General features: G+C 60.3%; 11 protein-coding genes. 6 read left to right on the top strand and 5 right to left on the bottom strand.

Features of this window, described 5'->3' with window-relative positions:
• Nucleotides 1-5 precede the first annotated feature (5 nt).
• Both DBR47_RS22435 and DBR47_RS22430 read right to left on the bottom strand, forming a co-directional pair.
• A complete protein-coding gene (locus DBR47_RS22435) occupies nucleotides 6-1,316 on the bottom strand; it encodes an ATP-binding protein (protein WP_124454333.1) in 1,311 nt (436 codons plus the stop codon).
• The gene (locus DBR47_RS22430) at nucleotides 1,313-3,799 is read right to left on the bottom strand and encodes a TerB N-terminal domain-containing protein (RefSeq protein WP_124454331.1); all 2,487 of its coding nucleotides are present in this window, start codon (nucleotides 3,797-3,799) and stop codon (nucleotides 1,313-1,315) included. Before DBR47_RS22430 ends, DBR47_RS22435 begins: the two co-directional genes overlap by 4 nt.
• 1,217 nt (nucleotides 3,800-5,016) lie before the next feature.
• Here DBR47_RS22430 and DBR47_RS25160 point away from each other — a divergent pair.
• The 4 genes from DBR47_RS25160 to hxsA all read left to right on the top strand — a co-directional run bounded on the left by DBR47_RS25160 (nucleotide 5,017) and on the right by hxsA (nucleotide 8,975).
• Nucleotides 5,017-5,247: an AlpA family transcriptional regulator gene (locus DBR47_RS25160; RefSeq protein WP_124454329.1), complete on the top strand. Its 231-nt coding sequence runs from the start codon at nucleotides 5,017-5,019 to the stop codon at nucleotides 5,245-5,247.
• 410 nt (nucleotides 5,248-5,657) lie between these two features.
• A complete protein-coding gene (hxsB, locus tag DBR47_RS22420; RefSeq protein ID WP_124454327.1) occupies nucleotides 5,658-7,127 on the top strand; it encodes a His-Xaa-Ser system radical SAM maturase HxsB in 1,470 nt (489 codons plus the stop codon).
• The gene (hxsC, locus tag DBR47_RS22415; RefSeq protein ID WP_124454324.1) at nucleotides 7,124-8,209 is read left to right on the top strand and encodes a His-Xaa-Ser system radical SAM maturase HxsC; all 1,086 of its coding nucleotides are present in this window, start codon (nucleotides 7,124-7,126) and stop codon (nucleotides 8,207-8,209) included. Before hxsB ends, hxsC begins: the two co-directional genes overlap by 4 nt.
• Nucleotides 8,202-8,975 carry a His-Xaa-Ser repeat protein HxsA gene (hxsA, locus tag DBR47_RS22410; protein WP_124454322.1) on the top strand — a complete coding sequence of 258 codons (774 nt, stop codon included), beginning with the start codon at nucleotides 8,202-8,204 and terminating at the stop codon, nucleotides 8,973-8,975. The genes hxsC and hxsA overlap by 8 nt, the downstream gene beginning before the upstream one ends.
• Before the next feature lie 845 nt (nucleotides 8,976-9,820).
• On the opposite strand, the gene DBR47_RS22405 is transcribed toward hxsA, so the two are convergent.
• Nucleotides 9,821-11,707: a hypothetical protein gene (locus tag DBR47_RS22405; RefSeq protein WP_124454320.1), complete on the bottom strand. Its 1,887-nt coding sequence runs from the start codon at nucleotides 11,705-11,707 to the stop codon at nucleotides 9,821-9,823.
• On the bottom strand, nucleotides 11,667-15,926 hold the full coding sequence (locus DBR47_RS22400; RefSeq protein ID WP_124454318.1) for a hypothetical protein: 4,260 nt from the start codon (nucleotides 15,924-15,926) through the stop codon (nucleotides 11,667-11,669). The genes DBR47_RS22405 and DBR47_RS22400 overlap by 41 nt, the downstream gene beginning before the upstream one ends.
• Nucleotides 15,927-17,140: 1,214 nt before the next feature.
• On the opposite strand from DBR47_RS22400, the gene DBR47_RS22395 reads away from it, so the two are divergent.
• Both DBR47_RS22395 and DBR47_RS22390 read left to right on the top strand, forming a co-directional pair.
• Nucleotides 17,141-19,564 carry an AAA family ATPase gene (locus DBR47_RS22395; protein WP_231512456.1) on the top strand — a complete coding sequence of 808 codons (2,424 nt, stop codon included), beginning with the start codon at nucleotides 17,141-17,143 and terminating at the stop codon, nucleotides 19,562-19,564.
• Nucleotides 19,561-21,540, top strand: a complete 1,980-nt coding sequence (locus DBR47_RS22390; RefSeq protein ID WP_124454316.1) for a UvrD-helicase domain-containing protein — start codon at nucleotides 19,561-19,563, stop codon at nucleotides 21,538-21,540. The genes DBR47_RS22395 and DBR47_RS22390 overlap by 4 nt, the downstream gene beginning before the upstream one ends.
• A gap of 858 nt (nucleotides 21,541-22,398) precedes the next feature.
• Here DBR47_RS22390 and DBR47_RS22385 read toward each other — a convergent pair.
• Nucleotides 22,399-22,579 (bottom strand): transposase domain-containing protein (locus DBR47_RS22385; protein ID WP_148090435.1); only part of this gene is annotated, 181 nt, incomplete at its 5' end.

Here is a 22,579-nt window from a genome sequence, read left to right as displayed (position 1 = left end):
CGCAACTACAGCTTGAATGACGCGAACTCATCATCGGCGTCAGCGTCGCCTTCGACCAAAGTGTCGGCAATACCGCCCGCGTCACGAAGGACCTCAACACCCCCCAAAATTTCTTGCCACGCCGCGCCTTTGTTTTGCTCCAAGACGGCCAACAAGTTGATGAAAGACGTAATCGTCGTGCGAGGCGTTCGAAAATAGGTCTCGCCGATTCGATTCGAGCAATGCTCCATAAAACTGAAGATGCCTTGATCAGGCACGAGGTACTTCTCCGCATCACCACCGGCGAAGACATGCCGAATCTTCTGCAACAAGACATAAAAGTCTTCGGGCGTCAGGCTGGAAAGCCTCACAACAGGCCCACTGAAGTCAACCAGGCCCTCTGCGGCAAATGTGTTTTGAGCCAATCGACTCTGCAGCGCAGGATAGCTATACAGACCTCGCCGAGTGTCGAGCAAGAACTCGGGAGTTCCGCCTAAGACGAAACCCAATCCTTCAGCGGACCCTTGGAGCGAGTCATTCAGAATTCGAAGGATCTGCTCATAGTTCGCATTTCGAGCCTGTGTGTTCGCGAGCTTGTACAGGTTCACAAGCTCATCCAAGCTCACGAGCAGCCCTGAAAAGCCCGAAAGTCGGATGAACCGAGCCATCAGTTTCAACTGGTCATAGACCGCTGCGTCGTCCACGATAGTACGCACACCGAGCGCCTGTCTGGCATCAGTTTTGGTGGTGAACTCACCGCGCAACCAACGAACCGCATCAGCCTTGAGTTGTTCGTTGCCCTCTTCGAAGCCACGGCAATAGGCGGCGATCACCTCGGCAAAGTCGTACCCATTGACCAACTCTGTGAGGTGGTCAAGCTTTTGCCGGATCGCTGCTTCGGTCGTGATCCCTGCGGCCTTGGCTTCGGCCTTCGCTGTCGCAATGAACTTTTCAACAATGCCCGCCAAGGCCCCCCCATCTGGTTTTGTCCGCGTCGACAAGTTCCTCATCAACTCTGCATACAGCGAGCGCGCCTGGCCTCCACTTGCATGCAGACGGCGATCAGGGTTCAGATCTGCGCTTGCGACCACAAGCTTCTTCTCCATCGCGACTGCTCGCACCAGATTCAGGAAAAAAGTCTTGCCAGCGCCGTACTCACCGGTCACAACCCTGAACGCCGAACCACCATCAGCGACACGTTCGATATCCGCAAGCAAAGTTTGAATCTCTCGGGTGCGCCCTACCTGAATCAAGTGCTGCCCAGCCCGCGGCACGACGCCAGCCCGCAAAGATTGGATGACCGCGTCGCGATCCTTTGGACGTATTGGGGTGCTCATGCTTCAATCTTCTCCCTGATTTCGTTGCTGACCTCGATCGGGTCATCACCCTCGGTGAATGGAATGTCATGCTTGTCGAACGCCGCCTCATTGATGCACTCAATCGCACCATCCAGCATCAGGTCAAGGTCAGCTGCCACATCTTGCAACTCTTCACGAGTCCAATGCGGTCGCGTCAGCAACAACCTGGCCAATGAAGCGTGCGCTTCATCAAGGCCAAACAACAACGCAGGCGCGGCTTCATCAGACGGTTCAACTTCAAGGTCTGACTCGAGTTCGACGCTTCTAGACAAGCCCACAGCTTGCTCCGCTGAGTCCTCTGTAAAGATACCGGCCAGCAGCGCCGAGACTTTCGCAGTGTCCTGCTGCAGCGAAGCGATGCGGGCGGCATCGAGCTTGAACCCCTCTTTCAAACCTCCCACGGAGACCGACGTTTTGTCTACCCCCTCGCCTGCCGTTACCGCATGGAGATCGCTGAAAACCTTCTTAGGATCAAGGCCCAGAATTTTGTAAACCTTCTCCAAGGTCTTCACTTCCTGAGGCGACACAGTGCCATCTGCCTGGGCCAAGATAGCCATGAACGACGCAATCGACTCCTTGGCCGAAACATCCAATGTTTCCAATCGCTTCTTCAGCGACGTCAAAGACATCGGAGCAGCAGCCAAGAGCTGCAAATGGGCAGCCAAACGATGTTGGTGACTGGGCGACAAGTGAACCCAAGTTTTGACTTGAGACTTCAAATGCTCTAGCTCGGATTCTCCAAAATCACCATCGGCTGACGCGACAGAGGAAGCCAGCTGCAACGTCAGCAAAGCCGATTGATAAGCAGGGGTGGCACGTGAGAGCTCCTCAATCGCCAACAACTCAAAGAGGACCACGCGCTCCTCCGGTTTTGGCGGCCTTGAGTTTCCGAGAACATCAGGCTCAATGCCAATACCCGCTGCCGCGAAAGCGCGAGCAAGCGCCTGTGTCCTTTCCTTGTTCAAAACACTCTTGGCACCTAGTGCAGTTAGAAGCTCCTGGTACCCCAGCGACACCGGGGCGCATCTAACTTCCTCACGATATCTATCCAAAGTTTCACGGGCCAAGCCGGGCCAAAGATAGTTCGGAAGAAACAGCATTCCCTCCAACGTGTCTCTGCCTTCAGGATTGCGCCCGACGAAACGGCTAAACGCGTCCAACTGGTCAGTCACCAGATCAGCTAGGGCACGAAGCTCTTTGATTGGCTTCGTCAAGACAGACACGTCAGGCGTATCTCCAAAGACAAGCTTGATCTCATTGAACCCGTGAAATCCTGATGAGGCAGGTCGGTAGACAAACTTCAACTTCGTTCGATTCTTCGGCAAAGCAATCCCATTGCCGAATCGCTTCCGGTACTCGATCTCGAACATCGCATTGAACTGGTCCACGCAGCGCGTCGCGGGCGTTCTAGGGTAGTAATTTGGATCAAACCTAACCCACGCCAGAGCCAGTGCCGTGGGAACCGGCGCACCATCAAGCGCAGCCTGACCCAACGCCAGCTTCAGGTAAAGCGGAAGCTCAAACGTCTTTATCAGATTCGGAACTGGTTTCTCGTAGAGCTTGCCATCTTTGTTCAGCGAAACCCAGTTCAAGAGTTCACCGGCGTAGCTCCTGAATGAGCCTGACTTGTCTCCATAAACAGCGAGCAAACGGCGCAGCTCATCGGCGATCACTGGCCAGTCAGACATTGCAGAAGCGTCGGCATTTGCATCAATGACTGCCCGCCGCTCTAGACCATAGAAGAAAAGGAAAACGTAGCCAATATCGGCGTTCGGGTCTGAGCGCCCTCCAGCCAACCAGTTCAAATACGCCCGTCGAGCCACACTGGGAATTTCCGAGTAGCTGGGCCAATAGCCCATGTGGCGATCCATATAGTCGCCATGGGACGCAACCGACTTTGTAGGGTCGATGAGGCAAGGATCATTCGCCCCGCTCGGTGTTTTCAACACCGTCCCGACATAAACCAACCCACCCTGAATCAAGACGCCTGCAACTTCCACCGCAGAGCCGTGCGGAATCCATGTCGCCGGTCCCAAAAACTTCGGGCCGCTCGGCAGTTTGAACTCCACTCGCGTTGGAGCAGGCGCCGCGGGCACCACAAGAACTGGTTCATCAAACGCAATCGGCGTAGAAGTAACCAAGGTCGGCGCAGCCACGGGCGTCTTCATTGCCGCGTTGGAGGCTTGAGGCTCCAAAGTGATGACACGAGGCGCCGGTGGCTCACGAGGTGTCGGTGCCGGGAAGGACGATCCTGAACGAACACCCGAAGCCGGCGACCGAGATTCTTCTCGCTGCGCCACCGGCCCTTTGCTTCCGTTGAACATCTTCACGATGAACCAGCCCGCAGCAAGAAATGCTAAGACCAGCCACACTTCCTTAGAGATAGCCGCGAACAACGCAACCAACACGCCAACGACGATCAAGGCGCTAAGTCCAGCGCCCGTTTTTTTCTTCCTGCTCAAGGCCGACTCCCTTTGCCGGTCTGTCGCCGCCTCAGTGACGTCGATCAGCCAACAATTTTCGTAACGATACCTTGTTGGCAAGTCGAGTTACTCACTGGCCGTGTTTTATGGCAGAGGGATTTCCCGGCTGCCCTGCCTGGATTGCGCTGGCGACAAATGAACGCATTGCTTGTTTGAGCTAAAAGTTTCGCGCGCGCCATTTGTCTGACAACTACGCCACCGCGCCTATCTCTGCACTCACCAAAACTCACCAGTTTTCAGGTTCCACAAAGACAAGCTCTGCCGCATACAAAGCACAGAGAGTGAACAGAGACCGGCAACTAAGCGACTCACAAGTGAACCACAACCGAACCACAACTGAACCGTATCCGAACAGAGTCCGCACCAAGAGCGAAACTGTCATGGCCCGATTCAGCCGAAAGAGATGCTGCCTCTAGCTCCCCGCGGCCTCAACTGCTAACCAGCAACAGTTCCACGAGTCAGCCACGCCAGCCAAGCGCCTAGGCTTCGGCCGAGAAAGCGTTGAGCGGCCCAACAAGCCGAAAGTGGCCATCACAAAAAGCTCAAGACTGCACTCAAGGAGATCACCCGGCAGATTGGACTCACCTTGTGACCGACCAGATAGTTAAGCGACTTAACAACCCCCAGCCTAGCCCCTTGAACTGAGCAACTTGAGTTGGTCCCACTGCACCGCAAAAACAAGCCACAGCGTGCAAGGAGAGCCTGTCAACGTAGACACGCTGGCACATTTGGCCAGACGCACTCAACCCAAAGCTACCGAAGTTCACTTCAGCCCCCGAAGCCAATCAAATGCCCACGCACTGGCGCGCAGGAGACGGACTTGAAGCTACCAAATTCCACCCCAATCGAAGCCCCCAAATCAACCGCAATGCGCGCAAGGAACCAAGCGACGCACAGCGTCGCGAGCGGCCCGGCTTCGGGCGTGGCGGGAGCCAGAGGTGCCGATCTGGCCACAGGCCTGTTCGGCAGGCGAGCGCGTTCACGCAAAGCGTGAATGAAACAGCGCTCGCCTCTCCTCTGGCTCGGGAAGGGCCGCGTTTTGAAACCCGAGCACTCCGCTAACGACCATGACCCACAGCCTTACCGACGTTCATACCAGGTCGGAGATGAAGAGATGATTTACTGATCGAAGTCATCGCAAACATTGACCCCAATGTTGCGTAGATTCAAGGGCACATCATCAACGGAGTCGCACCATGCATTCCCAGTCAGCCCCACATGAATCCAACGATGTTGATCTGCAGACGCCGCACTTCGTACGCATGCCTACGGTCCGGCGAATGACAGGCCTGGGCCGATCGACGATCTATCGACTTATGGCAACCCATGAGTTCCCCACTTCGGTTCATCTCTCCGGCCGCGCCGTTGGGTGGCGCCTGTCGGACTTGGCCGAATGGAGCCGAGCCAGAAAGCCATCTTCATATTGAAACGGGCGCTTTCAGCTTCCAAACAAGCAGTGCCGGCGCAACATCCTAGCTAGATCTGCGGATACTCAAGCAACCCGGCCGCCTGCATTAGGCTGTCAGCGACATTCATCGTCGAACAGAGAGTGTCGGCGATCACATTAAGAGGTCATTGGGCCTAACGTACACTCATTGGGTGCAATCCGCCAAGTCTTTCGAGCTCTTACCTTGCAATGTCCGCGGCAGTTAGATGCTTGCAGTCAGGTATTGCCCCTCTTTGCTTGCTGAGTCGCCCACAGACTTCACTAAGGAACGACCCTCTTCTTCCGGGCGCGCCTGCGTGCCAACATACACAAAATTAGAAATGTCCGTAACGGCAGAACCCAACAAACCGCCGGCGGCCGCGAGTCTGTTCAGCAGACGGGGAGACGTACGTGAGCGTAGGGACGGTTTATCAAGCAAAGGTCCGTCCATTTGAGACGCGCCGCCTCGAAGGCGGTCGCTGGGCGTGCCTGTCCCCGGTTGGCGAGGTCGCCTTCCTAGACGCCCAGATACTCGAGCTGCTCCGCACCGCTCCCGAAGAGGTCGACGGCGACCTCCGCCAGTGCCTCAAAGCCAAGCACTTTCTGACGAGCTCGGCGTCGACCCCAGGACTGGATAGACTCTACGCATCCCGTCTGGCCGAGAAGGCGGCCACCGCTGCCGGGCCTCCCGCCCTGCACATCCTGGTGCCGACCCTCCAGTGCGCGCACAGCTGTCAGTATTGCCAGGTGAGCCGGGCCCTTGACGCGCAAGGCTTCTCGATGTCGCAAAACGAGATGCTGGCCGCCTGCGACACCATCATGGCCAGCGCCGCTGAGACCCTGACCGTCGAGTTTCAGGGCGGCGATCCGCTTAACCGGTTCGACCTGATCCAGCTGGCCATTGAAGCACTTGCACACCATCCGGCGCGCCAAGGTAGAGCCATCCGATTCGTCATCGCGTCGACGCTGCACCAACTGACCGGCCAGATGTGCAGCTACTTAAGGCAGTATGACGTGAAGCTGTCGACCAGCATCGACGGACCGGCTTGGCTGCACAACAAGAACAGGCCGTTGCCGACCCGGGATTCGTATGCCCGAACTCTTCAGGGCATTGAGCTGGCGCGGGCTGCTTTGGGCCCGGACTCGGTGTCGGCGTTGATGACAACGACGCACCATAGCATTGAGTATGCAGAGGCCATCGTGGATGAGTATGTCGCTCTTGGCCTGCAGGATGTGTTCATCCGCCCGCTCAGTCCATACGGGTTCGCCAAGCGGAATCTGGCCTACCTCGGCTACTCGACGCAGGACTTCATGCGCTTCTACAAGCGGGCTGTGGATCGGGTCCTCTGGTGGAACGGTCAGGGCGTCGCCATCCGCGAGGCCTACGCAGGATTGATCCTCAACAAGCTCATCTCCAGCTTTGATGCCGGCTACGTCGACCTGCAAAGTCCCAATGCCTCCGGGCGTGCGGTGCTGGTCTACAACTACGATGGCTGGGTGTATCCGAGTGACGAGGCAAGGATGCTTGCGGAGACAGGCGATACGAGCTTCCGCATGGGCGCCATCGGCACGCCATTGGAGGCGCTGCTCAGCTGCGATGTGTCCTCCAGGATTGCCGACCAGGGAGACGCCTCCGGCGACCCGGACTGTAGTGCATGCGCGTTCAAGAGCCACTGCGCCCCGAGCCCCGTTGATGCCGCAGCCCTCGCGCAAGGCGGCCACGCAGCGCCTACCCGCGAGACCGAGCACTGTCGGCGCCAGACCGCCATGTTCGATTTCTGGCTGAACCGGCTTGGTGATGTTGAAGGGCGGGGCGATACGCAAACGGCGGACCTTCTTGCTCGCTGGGCGCAACCCAACAGCATGGCGGGCGCGTCATGAGGGAGGTTCTTCTCGCGTCGCCATCGCCGACGTCAGGCATTTTCAAGGTGTCCAGCCTCGCGGGGCGCTTGGTGACGTTGACCAGCAGCTCGTTAGGAGGCGAGCCTCAGCGCAGCATTGTTTGTCAGCTTGATGGCTCGGCCTGCCTTGTGCCGCAGGATGTGGTTCGGCTCTCTGAAGGGCTGAGCCGCGTCATCGTGGCGTACCGCGCTGCGGATACGCACCACACGCTCTTCGTCACGAACCAGTGCAACAGCCGATGCCTGATGTGCTCGCAGCCGCCAACGCGCCAGGATGACAGCTGGCTGTTCCGCGAGGCGATGGAGACCATCTCACTTATCGAGTGCCCGCCGCGGGTAGTAGGCGTGACGGGAGGGGAGCCGACTCTCCATGCGGCGAAGCTGCGCGAACTATTGGACTTCGCGCATGCAAGCTGGCCGGTTACGACCGTGGAGGTGCTCACCAACGCCAGGCAGCTTGGCGAGGCGGGTGTAGCAGCAGCCTTGCTCGAGGGGCTTCGTCCGGGCCGGACGACCTGGTTGGTGCCTCTGTATGGGGGGGCTGATGAGCTGCACGACTTCGTGGTCCAGGCGCCGTGCGCGTTCGACCAGACCATTGGCGGCTTGCTCAACCTGCAAGCGCACAGTCAGTCAATCCAAGTAAGGACGGTGCTCATCCAGCCTGTCCTGGACCAGCTTCCCGCGCTCTGCGAGTTCATCGCGAAGAACCTGCCGTTCGTGCAAACGGTGGCGCTCATGGGCACAGAGCCCATCGGCTTTGCGCTGGCCAACGCGGAGATGTGCCTAGTTGACCCGTCCGAGCGGGTGGACGAGATCCGCGCGGCGGTAGCGACTCTGCGACTTCATGGCCTCACACCTGTGCTAATGAACCTGCCGCTCTGTAAGCTCCCTGCGCAGCTCCGCCCCTTCGCCGCGGCAAGCATTTCCGATTGGAAGAACGAGTTCGCCCCCGAATGCGAACTCTGCCAGCTGAAGCCCAGATGCAGCGGCTTCTTCACCTGGGACAAGAGCTCCCTTCACAGGACCCGCGTCACACCAATACTGCGAGCCAAACATGTCTAAGTTCCTGCGCACATTAACCCTGTTCTTGGCAGGCGCTCCGCTGCTCGGCCTGAAGCCTTCGGTGGCGGCCCCTGCCCCAACCACGCCGACCAGCGATGACCTGAAGCCGGTGTCGCTGAGGCCGCTGAACTCGGACATTGACAACCTCTTCGCGGCACACCGATCCCATTCAAGCCATCGGTCACATTCGAGCCATAGCTCTCACTACTCAGGAAGCAGCGGCAGCAGCCGTTACGTCCCTCCAGCGCCAGCACCGCCGGCATCCGCGCCGGTACTGAACCTGACTCCGGCTCCGGCTCCTGCGCCGACCTACGCGCAGCCCGCAGCACCGGCGCCTGCGCGCTCGCTCCCTTTGTCCGCGCAACCACTCTCCTCGCAAGACACTTCGCAGCCCACTTCGGGCGAGCACGTCCGGGTCCCGCTGACGCTTGATGCGAATCAAGCTCCCCCGCTAAGTGGGACGACGTCCGGCGTGAGAACTTCGCCTTCCCGCGCGCCGGCGCAGGTGCTGTACGCACCGGGCGTGTCACCGAAGCCAGAGGGCGCTACGCCAGAGTTGAAGCGCGCCGAGAAGCTTCGCTTGCAAGTGCTCCGTGTGCAACTTGCGCTCAAGCGGATGGGGCTCTACGAGGGGCAGATTGATGGCGTGTTCAACGCGGAGACGCAGGAAGCTGTGAAGCATTTCCAGATCGTCAAAGGCTTGCGTCCGACGGGCCTGATGCTCACAGATACGCTGAACGCCCTGGGTGTGCCGACGGTGAACTGAGCACTCGCATATCCCTTGACGCTGAACGGCCTCCTAGGCGCACTCTAATGCCGGAACAATGCCGCCGCCGCCGTTCATCACTGCATTGATTTGCCATGCAGCGAACAAGAACCTGGCCACCCCCTCTAAACGGCCCAGACGAACGCTCGACGACATTGGATGAACCGGCAGGTCCCAATAGTTGTTTACCTTTGATCCGAGGATAGCCGACGAACTTAGGGACAAGTTGTCAAAGGAATGGCCGGTAGGTGCAACGAACCTGTCTGAGACCTAGCGAGACGCAGCGACCGCTCCCGCTGCACTACAGCCGTTCGGCAATGCGAAGTCGGCTCAAGGCTGATTGCGGTATTTCACCAGCGACTGCTTTGCGGCTCTCCAGTCCCAGGCAGAGAGTCCAAGGGGCTGCGCACGGCACCGCAGCCCATCCTGAGCCAAGGGGTGTAGGTCATGGTCGTCGCCCCATCGACGTGTCCGAGCAGTTCCTGTACGGTGCAGACACCTCGCAGTGAGGTGACAGAGTGACGGCCTGAATATTAGGTCAACTGCCCGCCAAACGCCGGGGCAGATTCGTCTAGGCTAGCGAGACCAGCATGAACGATTGGGTCAAGGCCAACGGGGAGTACCACCCGATTTGGATCGGCTGAGGGAGATCCTCGACCACCGCCCCCCGGCCGCGTCGCGATGGCCAGGGCAGGGCCTCACTATTCTTCATCACGGGATCTACTGAGAGGCTGCAATTCACCTGGCCCACTTTCTAGCAAGCGGACTTGGACTGGTACTTGCCCGATGTCCGGATACTGACGCCCGCTCATGCGAGCGGAAGCCGGCAGAGGGGCAACGAACGCTCAAGTAGCGGCCGAACTGGCAACAACCAACGCCTTGGCCCAACGCCGTTCTTGGAACGGAATGAGTCGCTGGAACATCGTGATGGTCGCTGCAAAAGCTGCGCAGGGTGCGCCGTGGGGCAGGCGATATGCCAGCTGCAGCAGCCTTTCGGCAGCCCACTCCAAACTGGCAGGCTTGTCTTTGGCTGCGCCGGCGGCCAGGATCACGATGTAAGCTGCCAGCGACGCGCTGGCTGGATCGGTGGAGCTCTCGCCGGCCTCTATGGCCCGTGCGGCCACGATCGCAGCCAGGTCGATGTCGCCCTGAGTCGACGCGAGGTTGCAGCAAAGAACCAGCGTCTCATGGTCCTCAGAGAGGTTTGTGCCCGCTGCGGGCATCGAGCTGTTGAGCCGGTCGCGGATCCGCGCCAAAAGGTCTTCGCCAAAGCGGTAGATCTGCGCGTGGTGCACGAGTGCGCTCCAGACACGGATAGGTTCAGCTGCGGATCCATCGGGGTTCGCGGCGTCCATATTCTTGAGCAGATCCGCGTCAAGCGTATTGGTCGTGACGGCTGCCCAGTCTCGCCTGGCACCGCTCAGCGGGTCCGGCAAGCCCGCGACATGCACGAGGTGCGACTCAGCCAGTTTCAGCTGGGCGGGCGACAAGACCGCCGATGCGGAACTTGCTGAGGAGAACTGCAGGCCGCGAAGCAGCGCTGTTGCCCAGAGTTCCTGGCCATGGAGGGAATCAGTACGCCATCCAGGCTCCGCGAGCTCATCAAGGATCTCAACTGCCGCACTCTCACGCGTGAGGCGTGCTGCGATCCAGTCAGCAAGGTCTCTCACATCATCTTCGGAGATGTTCATCGACTCCAGAAGGAGGGTCGGATGGGCAAATGCCACGAGCCGACGCCAGAACACAGGTGCAAGTGCTAGCTGCTCCGCCTGGCCCATGATGCTCAGCGTCAGTTTCACAAGCGCAATCAGCAGCTCATCGAGGCCTCTGGGATCATCGCCTGTGGTGGTGCGATCGAAGAGCTGCTGCAGGGCGGCCTGGGCGACTTTTGCGAATCGCTCGTCGCCGGAGGCGCGGGAGGACGCCAGCTTGTAGGTCGCAAGCACGGCGAACGGCGTCTGGCCATGGCCGATGGAATTGATGGCAGACAGAAGATCGTCGTTCGAAACCGAGGCCGTCAATGGCACCGGGTCGACTCTTTCCGAGACACAGCTGGCCTGCATGCACCTTAAACCCCATGTGGGATTCCTACTAAACATGGCAGTTAGGTGCGGCATGAGAGTGTCGGCAATGTACTCGTCAACGCCGATCGTCCACGGTATCCCCCCAAGGATCGACTCGTAGTAGGTCGTGTTCGTAGGAACAAGGTCCTTTGCGCCAAAACCTGCATTTTCCAGCTTCTGCCCGATCTCGCCGATGACCGGCTCTGCAATGTTCTGCAGCTCATCGAGCAACAACCCGAATTCGCTGTCGGCGAGCGGCGAATCGGATGCTTTCTGGCGCCAGCTCAAGCGGCGCGGCCAGTGGGGTTGTGCCCTCTCTGACAGAAGCCTGATGCCTTCCAGTCGAATCTCCTGCGAAGGATCGAGCAGCGACAACTCCGGCAGGATCTTCTCTTTACCCGTCTGCCCGCGGACCCGGATCAATGCGTCGGATGACCGGGCGATCGAGAGCCCAGCGCCAACTGCACCAGATACGTCCACGAAGCTGCCAAGCGGCGCCGTTGCCAGGACATCTCGGATATCGGCATACCTGAACTGACCGATATCTCTGATCGATGCAGAACCCGCTTCGACCAGCGAAGCAACGTCACGCCGCATCAACAGCCGCTCCGCTATCAGCGGTGGCAGGCTATTCAGTTGGATCCGCGCTACTTCTGCTTCTAATTTCATCTGCAATCTCCGAGGCTCGCCTGATCAACAATTCCGCGGCCTGCTCGGCTGCCAGGTCCAGCACGCGCGAGTTGGCCGGCAGGAGAGTTGACAGGCGGGCGCGCTCCAACCAATTGGCGTAGGCCTTGCGTCGTGCGGCGTCCCCGCCAACAGGCATCAACGAGACCGTCAGCTGCGAGGCGACGACTTCGGCTATCCGATCTGCCTCGCCCTGTGTGAACCGCATGACAAGTTCAGGGTTCGGAAGAAGGTAGGCGACAACCCAGTCGGACCTGGCTTCGGCATCGACAATTGATGTGGCTGAATCCATCCACAGCATGCCGATGACCACACTGGAGGCTCGCCAGAGCGAGTGCTGGTAGCTGAGGTCCGCCGCCGTACACAGGACGTCCGTCGCGTTCAGGCGAGCAAGATACTGTCTGATGACACGAAGCTGGGCCGTCTCCTTCAGCTTTCCATCCTCCACGGAGGCTTGGCCTAGGTAGTGGCACACCTCGCCTGGATCGATCGGAATGCAGAAGTAGCACCGGGTGCGAAGGAGATGAAGCGACTCGCGCTGAGAAGCTTCGGTCATCGATCCCTTGTGCACCAGCATGCCCAACATGTCCAGGCTCGATAGAACCGGAACGGCCTTACCCATTGCATCGGTGAGGCTGTGGTTGCTCCCGAGCATGCGATCGTCAAGCACAACCGCGTCGATGCCCGCGATGTCATCGAGCAGATCGACCATCGGCAGCATGGTGATCGCGTTCAATTCGCTGCGTCTAACACTCTCAGCGAGAAACTTCACCTTCCCGGACATCAGACCAGCTCGAACCGTTCTTCTGAGGGCGTCGAGAGCCTGGATCAGCTCCTCCGTCATCGGCTCGGTGGCGAGCAGGGCCTGCCACTCGTCAACCGTGCTCTTGTGGACATACACAACGTGCCCCGAGTTGAGCAGCGGTTGAAGCAGCTTGGCTTGCTGCAGGTACTGGACGGCGAGGCCGTCGAGATACAAGGGCGAGGAAGGTTGCACCGCCTGGCGTGCGGCCATCCCGATGCGCTGCAACAACGTCGTCGCGTCATCGCCTTCTGCCTGTGTCAGGAGGCCCTCCGCGAGAAGGGCGCTGATAACATCGACGGGATCGGCGAACCGCGTCTGCAGCTCGCCCAGAGCCGCTTCCTTGTCCATGTACGAGGCAACCTTGAAGAGCGGGCCGGGATGGATGAACATTCCCGCATGGGTCTGTGCCTCCGCCAACAAGACGGCTGCTTCCTCGCCGACCTCGTCCGCCAGGCCTACGCTGGCCTTGGCATCGATGACCTTCAGCCGACCCGACGCAACCCATGCGCTCAGCGGCTTCACTTCGGCGATCCTGGATGGTTGATGAAATGCGACCCGCCCGCGGTCCTCGAGCAGCACGTCCATCACTCTCGGTGAGACGAACACCTCATCAAGCGAATCAAGAACGGCCTCGAGCTTTCCCAGTTCACTCAGCACAAACAGCGCGGTGACATCGAGTGAGACACGAGAGTACTCATGACCCCCAGCAGCGGCTCGCTGACCAGAACGGATCGGGACGGGATGGCGGCGCCTCGGGTCAACCTCTCGCGCGTTCTGCCTCGGCTGAGCAATGAGCAGTTGCGAGAAGGCAGCGTTGAACAGCGACGCCGCCAGGTGCAGCGGCACCTGCCCCGTGCGGTACAACTCGTTCTTCTCCCTCCAGCTCTCTGCGTTCCTCCTCATGAACTCGACCATCTCACTAAAGGAGAAGACCGACACAGGCCCGTCATCTTTGGAAAGCTCGGCAGCTTTGTGCACCCAGGGCATGGCCAAGTCGTCTCTCCGGGCGGCGATCGCGATGGCGTTCGCGCCAACGAGAATCGCCGGATCGTCGCCTTCTTTTGCCACCGCCTCTTGCGCGAGGGTGAGCGACTGAGCGGGATCCGAGAAGCCAACCAGCCTCGCGAGCATCAGTAGCATTCGCCCATCAAGCTGGGCACGGCGCTCCCATCCTCGAGCGCCAATCGCAGCAAAGCGTTCCCAGTCCCCCGTGCGGATCGCGATGTTGACATCCAGTGCCAGATCGTTGGTGGCGTCGCGCTCGACGAGCAATTCGTCGTTGAGGCGCTTGGCCTCCAGATGCTTGCCGACCCTGAACAGAGCCCAGGCCCGCGCTGATCGGATCTCGGCGCGTTGCTCAACCAGATCAATCGTCCTCTCAAGAAAGGCGCAGATTTCCTTCGCGCTGGCCCGCGTGCGCTGCAGGCAGTTGAGCTGCAGCATGGCGTTGTCATAGTTGGGCTCTCTCTGGAAGAGCTGCTCAGCGTATGGCTTCAGCCGCTTCCAGCGGTTTCGGCCAACGAGCACGCGCACCAAGTTGTGCAGGTCCACGATCGAATCGGACTGGCGGAAAAGTTGCGCTGCCGCGTCGCTCGGATCCCCGCCACGTTCGTCCTGCAACATCAGCTGAAGCCGGGACAGCGTGGCGGCCTCGACCCGGTCGGCGTAGGCGTCAAGGAACGCTGTTGCGCCGTCGAAGTCCTTGTTGTTGCCGAGCGCCTGGACCTTCATGATGACAAGGGTTTCAATGCTGCTGTCGGGCAGGAGACTGTCCCAGGACTCGTCCAGGAACCTGACGAGATCGCCGCTTCGGTTGGGAGTGGCCAGCAGGTTCATCTTCGCGCGTAGCTGCAGCTCGCTGAGTCCGCCCATCATTTGCGCGCGGTCCAGATGGCGCTCGAGTGGCTGGGGGTCAAATTCGATACTACAGGCCCGAGCGAGCCCGATGAGATGTACCGCTGCTTCGCCGTCCTTCATCGCTTCCTGGATCGATGCAATCTCCTGGTCCCGCGTTCGTGGATCCTGCAAGCGCAGGCAGTGAATCCCCTTCACGCACTGCTCGGCGATCAAGGCGTCTCGCGCATCAGTTGCACACTGCCTGGCCAACTCAGCCGCTTCAAGGGCTCTCGTCCGAGCCACGGATGACTGCGGGTTATCCAGCACGGGTTCCGTGACTGCATAGAAGCCGTTGCTCTTGAGTGCCGAATACCTGTCGACCGGGAGCATCGGCAGCAACTGGCTGACCGCGTACATGTAGTAGAGGTTCGTGCACTGGCTGAGCACGGACTCCGGAAGGCGCGCCAGAAGTGCAGCGCTATCGGCGATGCGTCCTTCCTCTTGAAGGATGAGGCAAACGTTGTTCCAACCGATAATGGTGAAGGAGCCTGGAGTCAGCTCGCCAAGGTCATCGACGTACTGAAGGGCGGCTGCTTTCCCCTGCGACCTCATGAGAATGTGAAAGATCGCCGTCTGACTTTCGGCATCGGTCAGATCGCGGACGCGTCGCAGCGCAGCCTGGGTATCCCCGGTCGCCAGGTCGGCCAACGCCCACGCGGCGGGTGGAACCGTGTACCCGCGCTGTTCCAAGGTGACAAACCGGCCGGCGGCAGTTTCTCCATCGCCGGCTGCTGCCTCCATCCGCGCAAGCCAGAACGTGGCGTCGTTCTGAAGCGAGGGTGCTGCGGCTGCAAACCGTCCGCCCGGTTCGAAGTCGCGGATGAGGCCCCTCAACTCTTGTGCGGTTTTCGCCCCCCGCGTTGCCCGCCTGCGAAGGATTCTGTTGAGCTCGTCACGACCGTCCTGCGTGAAGCGCTCCGAGATGAACGGGTTGTCGGCGAGCGCTCTATCCCGAGCCGCGTCGGCGAAGCCGCTGTCGATTTTTCGACCAAGCTCGGACGTCGTCGCCTGGACGATGGCCGCGGTGCCCTGATCTCGTGCGAAGGCTTGAACGCTGGCCTGAAGGGAGGCGACGGCGATGCGGATAGCTTGATCCGCAAATCGGCGATCATCTCCTGTGGAGTCCGCATACTCATCAGCCAGCCGATTGATCAGATCCTGGGGCACGGTGCCGCGGGCGATCGCAGTCTCTGCAGCGCGCTTAATCCCCTCGCGAACCTGAGGGCGACTGAGCCACTCGCGCACACTGGGCATGTTGAACAGGTCCGGGCGAACGAGCGCCCCTTCCAGTCTGACTAGGCTACGCTTCCACAGCGGGTCATCGGGTTTCAACTCGCCCAGGCGCAGCAGCGCCCCGTCCATCAGATCGTCAGTGATGGAAGCCGGGACATCCCCCGGAGCGTCTCCAGCCGCACGCTCCGCAAACCTCTGCTTGAAGAACGGCAACGCTGCGCTCAGGACGGTTCCCGCGGACCTCATCGCCACAGTGAGCCAACCCATGTACTCCTCCTCTTGTGCGAGCGTTCATGCGCACGCCTCATGTGCCAAATTCTCGCCTGCTGCAGGCGATGCGCAGTTTAGGCCACCAGTGCAGCAACCTTATCAGGATCCGATGGGCCCGCCGTGCGCTGACGGTGCAGATGCTGGTATTTCACCTCGTTGGTCATGTGGCTTGTCGGAGCTACTCCGTCACGCCGCTTACGGCTTCAGGCCCGCCCAGCCTGAGAATTGCACCTCGCGCGCCCCGATGGCCCATGCGGATCCGGCCAGCTCGCGCACCACCGCCTTTGTCTTGTCGACCCGGCGTGCGCTCAGCGCCTGCTCAAGCCGGGCGATGCGCTCGCCAGCTTGCGTGCTGGCCTGCAGGTACTCCTGGAAGGCGATCTACTGTGTCGAATGCGTGAGCTTGATGCACCGCCCAGCCAGCGCAAATGCGCCACCGTCCATGAGGCATTGCCGGCGTAGGCCACGCCGTTGCGCTGCAGCAGAGCCTTCAGTCGGCGGCGCCCGCTGCACTGCTCGAGCACGGCATCCTCGCGGGCACACACCAGGTCGCGCACAGACTCGTCGGCCGTATCCGCACGCGCACCACAGACAAGTCGCCCGAGCGGGCGAACCGAGCAAGAAGCATGGCATCGCGCCGGTCGGTCTTGATGCGCTCGCCAATTGCGTGAGCGATGCTGGACGGTGGGACCACATCGCAGAGCAGGCCCTGGGCGCAGAGGTGGCACTGGATGACGTAGCCGCGGGGGCTGGCCTCGCAGACGATGTGCAGCGACTGGCTGCAGCGAACGGCTTCACCGTCCAATGAGCGCAGACGTTGAACGACCGCTTGCAGGCTTCGAGCTCTGCGATGTGAACGACAGCAATCGCTGCAAAGCTGAATTCCGGCCAACTTCTGCATTTGGCTAGGTGCACCCGCTCGGACTCGGCATTCGTAAGTCTTCAATGCGCACGGAGCAACCGTTCGCTGGCCAGCAAGAACGTCGTCGCGGATTACATCGGGCCTTGAGATTTGAGGCCTGACCCTCGCGCCTCGTGGACTCTCGCACCTTCGGCTGGCCGGCAAGACCAGCTCTCCTGCGAGCGCTCTGTGCGAGCTGCCTGTTTGGTCAACTTTTGTTCCGTATGCCGCCCGGATGTCGGGTTTCTGGTCTGAAATCCGTTATGAATCAGAAAGGGGAGAGTTGCGGAGCGGAGACCTGAGCTAGAGCTTGAGTTTGCCACGCCGTCGCACCTCAATTTGTGACACTCGCCTTCTGGCGAAACAAAAGCTCAAGCAGATGATTACTCACACGATTTCCTCCGCCGCAGTTGACGCAGTGCCGGCGGCAGCACCATCCAATGACGACGCGCCCGCAGCCACTGCGCCCTTCGCTACACCACCTATTCGACTGGCCTGTGTGGAGGTGTGCAACTTCCGGCGGTTGTCCAGCACGCGCCTGGACCTGGATGAGACCACAACGGTTCTGGTCGGCGCCAACAATAGCGGCAAGACCTCGCTGCTGACGGTGCTTCGCAACTTTCTGAGCGACCAGTCCGGCTTCCGGCCCTATGACCTAAGTCTCTCGCAATGGTCCAAGCTCCGGGAGCTGAGCAAGGCTTGGGAAGGCCTGGCGGAGGACCCAACCACTGAGACGAAGGACGCGGAGGTATGGGTGGACCAGTTGGAGCAGTTGCTCAGCTGCATGCCATTCGCGGACCTGTGGTTCGACGCCAAGGAAGGTGCGTACAGCTACGTGGCTCCGTTCATCACGTCGTTGAAGTGGGAGGGCGGCGCCGTTGGCGTGCGACTTCGGCTTGAGCCCGTCTCCAACATTGAAGAGCTTCGCAAGCTGGCGTGGACCTTCCGCGAGGCGCGTCATCCGGTGAAGGACTTGCCCCAGAAGGGCCACGCCTGGCCTGAGGACATCATCGACTACTGGTTGCGGCATCCCTCGGACCTGCGAAAGGTATGCGCCTACCGCCTGGACCCAGCGGAGGGACCCCTGGCGACAAAGGGGGAGTCATCGCCTCAAGTTCTCCCGGCAGGCTCGGAACCGGTGGAACTGGCCCACCTGCGTAAGCTGATTCGCGTCGACTTCGTCGCGGCTCAGCGGGGACTCGGGGCCGAGGAAGATGAAGCCAGGTCAGAGACGCCAAGCTCTCGCCCCGGCATGTTCTCAAGCCAACTGCTCAAGTTCGCTCGACAGCATCTGAACGTGTCGACGAGTTCGGCTGGGCACGGTGAGGCACTGGTTGCCGCCATAGCGGAGGCGCAGGCGAAGCTGGACGACCTCATTTACAAGGCGCTGAAGCCGGCGATGGAGGACGTTGAGGTTCTTGGCTACCCCGGGCTTCATGACCCGCAGCAGTTCCACTTTAGGACTCGAATTCAGACGGCTGACCTCCTTGCTCACAGCACCGCGGTCCAGTACCGACTCGACAAGTCGGTGCTCGATGAGTCCCTCCCTGAGCATTCCATTGGGCTGGGCTACCAGAATCTGCAATCCTTGAGCTTCATGCTCGTATCGTTCCGAGCAGCGCGGCTGAATCCGCCGCAGGGAGCGCCAGCTGCCATCCACTTGGTCATCGTGGAAGAGCCGGAGGCTCACCTTCACGTGCAGGTGACAAGGAACTTCTCGTCCAACGCACATGGGCTCATCAAGCCCAAGGACGCCGTGCACGCCCATCTGCGTAGCCAGTTGCTCATCAGTACGCATTCAAGCCACTTGGCTCACGGCGACAGCTTCACGCGTCTTCGCTACGTTAAGCGGCTGCCGAGCAACGGCGCCGGCGGAAAGCCAAGCACCGAGGTGGTTAACCTCGGCGACGTGTTCGGCAAGGATGTGGAGACTCGAATTTTCGCGGAGCGGTACTTCCAGGTTCAGCACACCGACCTGCTGTTCGCGGACGCCGCGGTCTTCGTGGAAGGGACTGCTGAGCGCATGTTGGTGCCACTGTTCATCGAACAGCACGTCCCCAAGCTTGCGAAGCGATATGTGTCCTTCGTAGACATTGGTGGGAGCCACGCGCATCGGCTCCGGCCGCTCGTTGAGAAACTTGGAATCCCAACCGCAATCGTCACGGACCTTGACCCTGTGATTCAAACGAAGTCCGCGAAGGGCCGGACGGTTCGGACTGCTGTGCATATCGCCGGCCAGGCCGACCTTGAGTGCGGGAACGACACGCTGACTTCGTGGCATCCGGGCCTGCCGAATTTCAAGGACTACGGCAAGCCAACTGCTGCGCAGCTTGAGTGGACGTCGCCGAAGGGCGTCAAGGTGCGCTTTGCGTGGCAGCTACCGGTGACGGCCGCGAGCGACCAGTGGCCGAGTTCGTTCGAGGACGCGCTCGTTTTGGCGAACATCGATTGGTTCAAGAAGCTGGACGAAGAAGTCGACGCCGAAGGGAAGAAGAGGAAGCATCGCGGCGCTCTTAGCAAGGTGGTGGAGCTTGTGGTCGACAACCCCGACCACGTGAAGCTGCTGGAGGCGCTGCACAACCTCATGCACGGAACCTTCAGCAAGGGCGACTTTGCTGCCACGCTGTTTGAACGCCTGAATAGCGGCGCCGTCCTTCAGTGCCCCGAGTACATCAAGAATGCGCTGGAGTGGTTGAGCGCGGAGGTTAACGTGACCGCTGGGGGAACCCCATGAGCGGCGTAGCCGAAGCAGTGGCGGCCGTCGGCATCGCTGCCGGTGGGAACGAGCGAGACGCCCACGTCGTGGAGGAGATTTGCGCCTACGTGACTGGGCAGCCGCCGAGGAGCTTCTTCCTGTTCGCAGGAGCCGGGTCGGGAAAGACGCGGACGCTTGTTGAGGTTCTGCGGCGGGTCACTGGCGTCGTTGCGCACGAGACCGGTGGTGTCTTCGCAAGGCGCCTCCGCAGTCACGGTCAAACGGTTCGCGTCATCACGTACACGAAGAACGCGACCAACGTCGTGAGCGGCCGGCTTGGCGAGAACAACTTGACCGTTGTGTCAACTATCCACGCGTTCTGCTGGGAGCTCATTGACGGCTTCGACGCGGATATCCAGGAGGGCCTTCTTGCTCTCAAGGACGAAGAACTAAAGCAGGCCAAGCTAGAAGCTGCGACGAAGGTCCGAGGGGAGACCGACAAGGACCGGGCTAGGTACCGAGAGATTGCTGAGGAAGCGGACGCGATTCGGGCGACGGAGAAGTTCATCTACCACCCGGACAAGAACACATATGGATCAGGAGCGCTCTCGCACACGACGGTCCTGCGCGTTGCTGCGTGGCTCATCGACAACCGACCAACCCTACAGCGCATCCTAGAGGAGCGGCACCCGCTCGTCCTCATCGACGAGTCGCAGGACACGATGCGGGGCATCCTCGATGCACTCCTCAGGTTGGAAGCAGCTCGGCCAGGGAAATTCAGCTTGGGACTGCTGGGCGACCACCGTCAGCGCATCTATGCCGACGGCCACCGAGACCTTCCTAGTCACGTCCCAGAGGGCTGGGCCCTTCCGGCGTTGAAGATGAACCATCGCAGCCAGAAACGCGTGGTGGACCTCATAAACGCGATTTGGGATGCGGACCTTGCGGGGCGGACTCAGGCCAAGACTGGCTTCGCTCAGCATCCTCGGGAAGAGAAGTCTGCGGGGCTGGTTCGGCTCTTCATTGGAGATGCCAAACAAGACACCGAAGCGAAGGTGCAGCGCGAGCGGGAGTGTGCTGCGGTCATGCTGAAGGCGACGGGTGCAGTGGCGTGGTCTGAGGACGTGAGGAGCTTCAAGACACTGGCGCTAGAGCACAAGTTGGCGGCGAAGCGAGGCCGGTTCTTCGAAACGTACTTCGCGATGGAGCTGTTGGATGAGGATGCCGCAGCGCCAAAGGGCAACGGCGAACGCTCAGGGCCATCCATGGTGAGACCGCTGCTGGGACCTGCTCTGGAGCTCTCCGCGTGCTTCGACAAGCTAGGCGAGGTCGACGAGTTCCGGGTTATGAACGTCCTTCGGGCAGCCAAATCCCTGCAGGGGCTACCGGAGGACATCGACGAGCGTCGGGCGGAGCTCGCCAAGCTGCACGACGCCGTGCTCGCGTTTGGAGCGGTGGCGAGGAAGCCTGGTGCCACGGTTCGCGAGGTCCTTCAGCCCCTGCTCGTGGCGGGAGTCTTCGATACAGATGCACGGTTGACTGATGCGTTCCTGGACCCAACGCCACCACCGGACCCTCCCAAAGTCGTCTCCAAGGAGGACCGGGTGGACCGGCTAAAGCGCGGTTGGAGTCACTTATTCGAGACGCCTTGGGAACAGATTGGTCTGTACAAGTCCTACTTGAGTGGGGAGGCTGAGCTCGCTACCCATCAGGTGGTCAAGGGCTCTGAGTTCCCGCACGTGATGGTGGTCATGGACGACTCCGAGGCCGGCGGCTTCCTCTTCTCGTACGACAAGCTCTTCGGGGCCAAGGAGCTTTCTTCAAGCGACAAGACCAACGCCGAGGAAGGCAAGGAGACCAGCATCGACAGAACCCTTCGACTGCTCTACGTGACCTGCAGCAGAGCGGAGGAGAGCCTTGCTTTGGTGCTGTGGGCATCCAACCCAGGTGCGGCTGCCGCGGCAATCAAGGCAACGGGTTGGTTCCAGGCGGATGAGGTCGCCATGTTGGCGTGAGACGATGGGTGCGGGATAGCGCTTCAACTGAACAGAAGGAGCCTGGAGTGCTCGGCGCAAGAATCCATACCTCGCTGCAGGACTTCCTCAACGAGGTCACGACCTTGCTCATCGGCTTAGTCGGTTTAAACACGGCCACCGAGGCATTCAGGATGACACTGCAGCATGCAGTGCGGCCATGCGCCGCAGCTGATGGGGCATGTGGTCAATGCTTCCCTTCTGGTCCATCCCCTGATGCACACCGTTGTGCGCAACGGCTGGCCCAGCTAGCTGAGGCTTTTCTTCGAAGCCCCGGCACCGCTTGCGCCCGAACCAATCTCGACGGGTGTGCAGCTGCAGTCGTCTAACATCACCAACATGGTGGTGCAGCTGGTTGAAGGGGCACGAAGGTCAGACCTTAAATCTCAAGGCACCATCTACTCCGCAACGCACCGAGAACGGCTGAATCCGCCGCACAAGCGCTCCCACAAGCGGAAAATTCGAACGGCAGCAACCGCTGCATTGCAGTCTGTTATCTCAAGCCAATGCACTTTGGCTTCGAGGCAACTCTTCGTTTGTGACACCTATCAACTGCAATTGATAGCCTGCTAGCCGGTCACCCAATTATTTTGGCAATGCTGCAGAAGTCGGCTTACTTAGGACGGGCAAGTTGAATTCGATCCGGACCATCAAGCACACGCAGACCATGCAACGCCGCCACAGCCCGCGCGAAGCTCGCGTTGTCTCCCGTCTGAAACAGGCCACTGACCCTCAGCTCAGCAAGGCCACCAGAGTCTGCCAAACGAATCGGCACTGCGCTGTAGCGATTCATCGTATGCGTCCAGCCAAGTCATCTTGACGGGCTGATCTGGCCTCAAGCTATGTCGGCTGCGCCCAGCGATGCGGCAGCAGTTCCGCGATTCGGCTGTCCGGCTGCGTCGGCAGCCTGGTCAGCACGCCCTTCAGGTAAGCCCACGGCTCCAGCCCATTGAGCTTGGCCGATTGGATCAAGCTCATGACGGCCGCAGCTCGCTTGCCCGCGCGCAGGCTTCCAGCGAAG

Origin of the sequence: Paucibacter sp. KBW04, from assembly GCF_003852425.1 — a bacterium.
GTDB lineage: Bacteria > Pseudomonadota > Gammaproteobacteria > Burkholderiales > Burkholderiaceae_C > Paucibacter_A.
The sequence above is the reverse complement of the archived record's forward strand: the minus strand, read 5'-3'. Positions and strand labels throughout refer to the sequence as shown.

What these genes read in the sequence shown, in the direction of transcription:
- DBR47_RS22435 (WP_124454333.1), bottom strand. Translation starts at nt 1,316, where the DNA reads ATGAGCACCCCAATACGTCCAAAGGATCGCGACGCGGTCATCCAATCT.
- DBR47_RS25160 (WP_124454329.1), top strand. Translation starts at nt 5,017, where the DNA reads ATGCATTCCCAGTCAGCCCCACATGAATCCAACGATGTTGATCTGCAG.
- hxsC (WP_124454324.1), top strand. Translation starts at nt 7,124, where the DNA reads ATGAGGGAGGTTCTTCTCGCGTCGCCATCGCCGACGTCAGGCATTTTC.
- hxsA (WP_124454322.1), top strand. Translation starts at nt 8,202, where the DNA reads ATGTCTAAGTTCCTGCGCACATTAACCCTGTTCTTGGCAGGCGCTCCG.
- DBR47_RS22405 (WP_124454320.1), bottom strand. Translation starts at nt 11,707, where the DNA reads ATGAAATTAGAAGCAGAAGTAGCGCGGATCCAACTGAATAGCCTGCCA.
- DBR47_RS22400 (WP_124454318.1), bottom strand. Translation starts at nt 15,926, where the DNA reads ATGGGTTGGCTCACTGTGGCGATGAGGTCCGCGGGAACCGTCCTGAGC.
- DBR47_RS22390 (WP_124454316.1), top strand. Translation starts at nt 19,561, where the DNA reads ATGAGCGGCGTAGCCGAAGCAGTGGCGGCCGTCGGCATCGCTGCCGGT.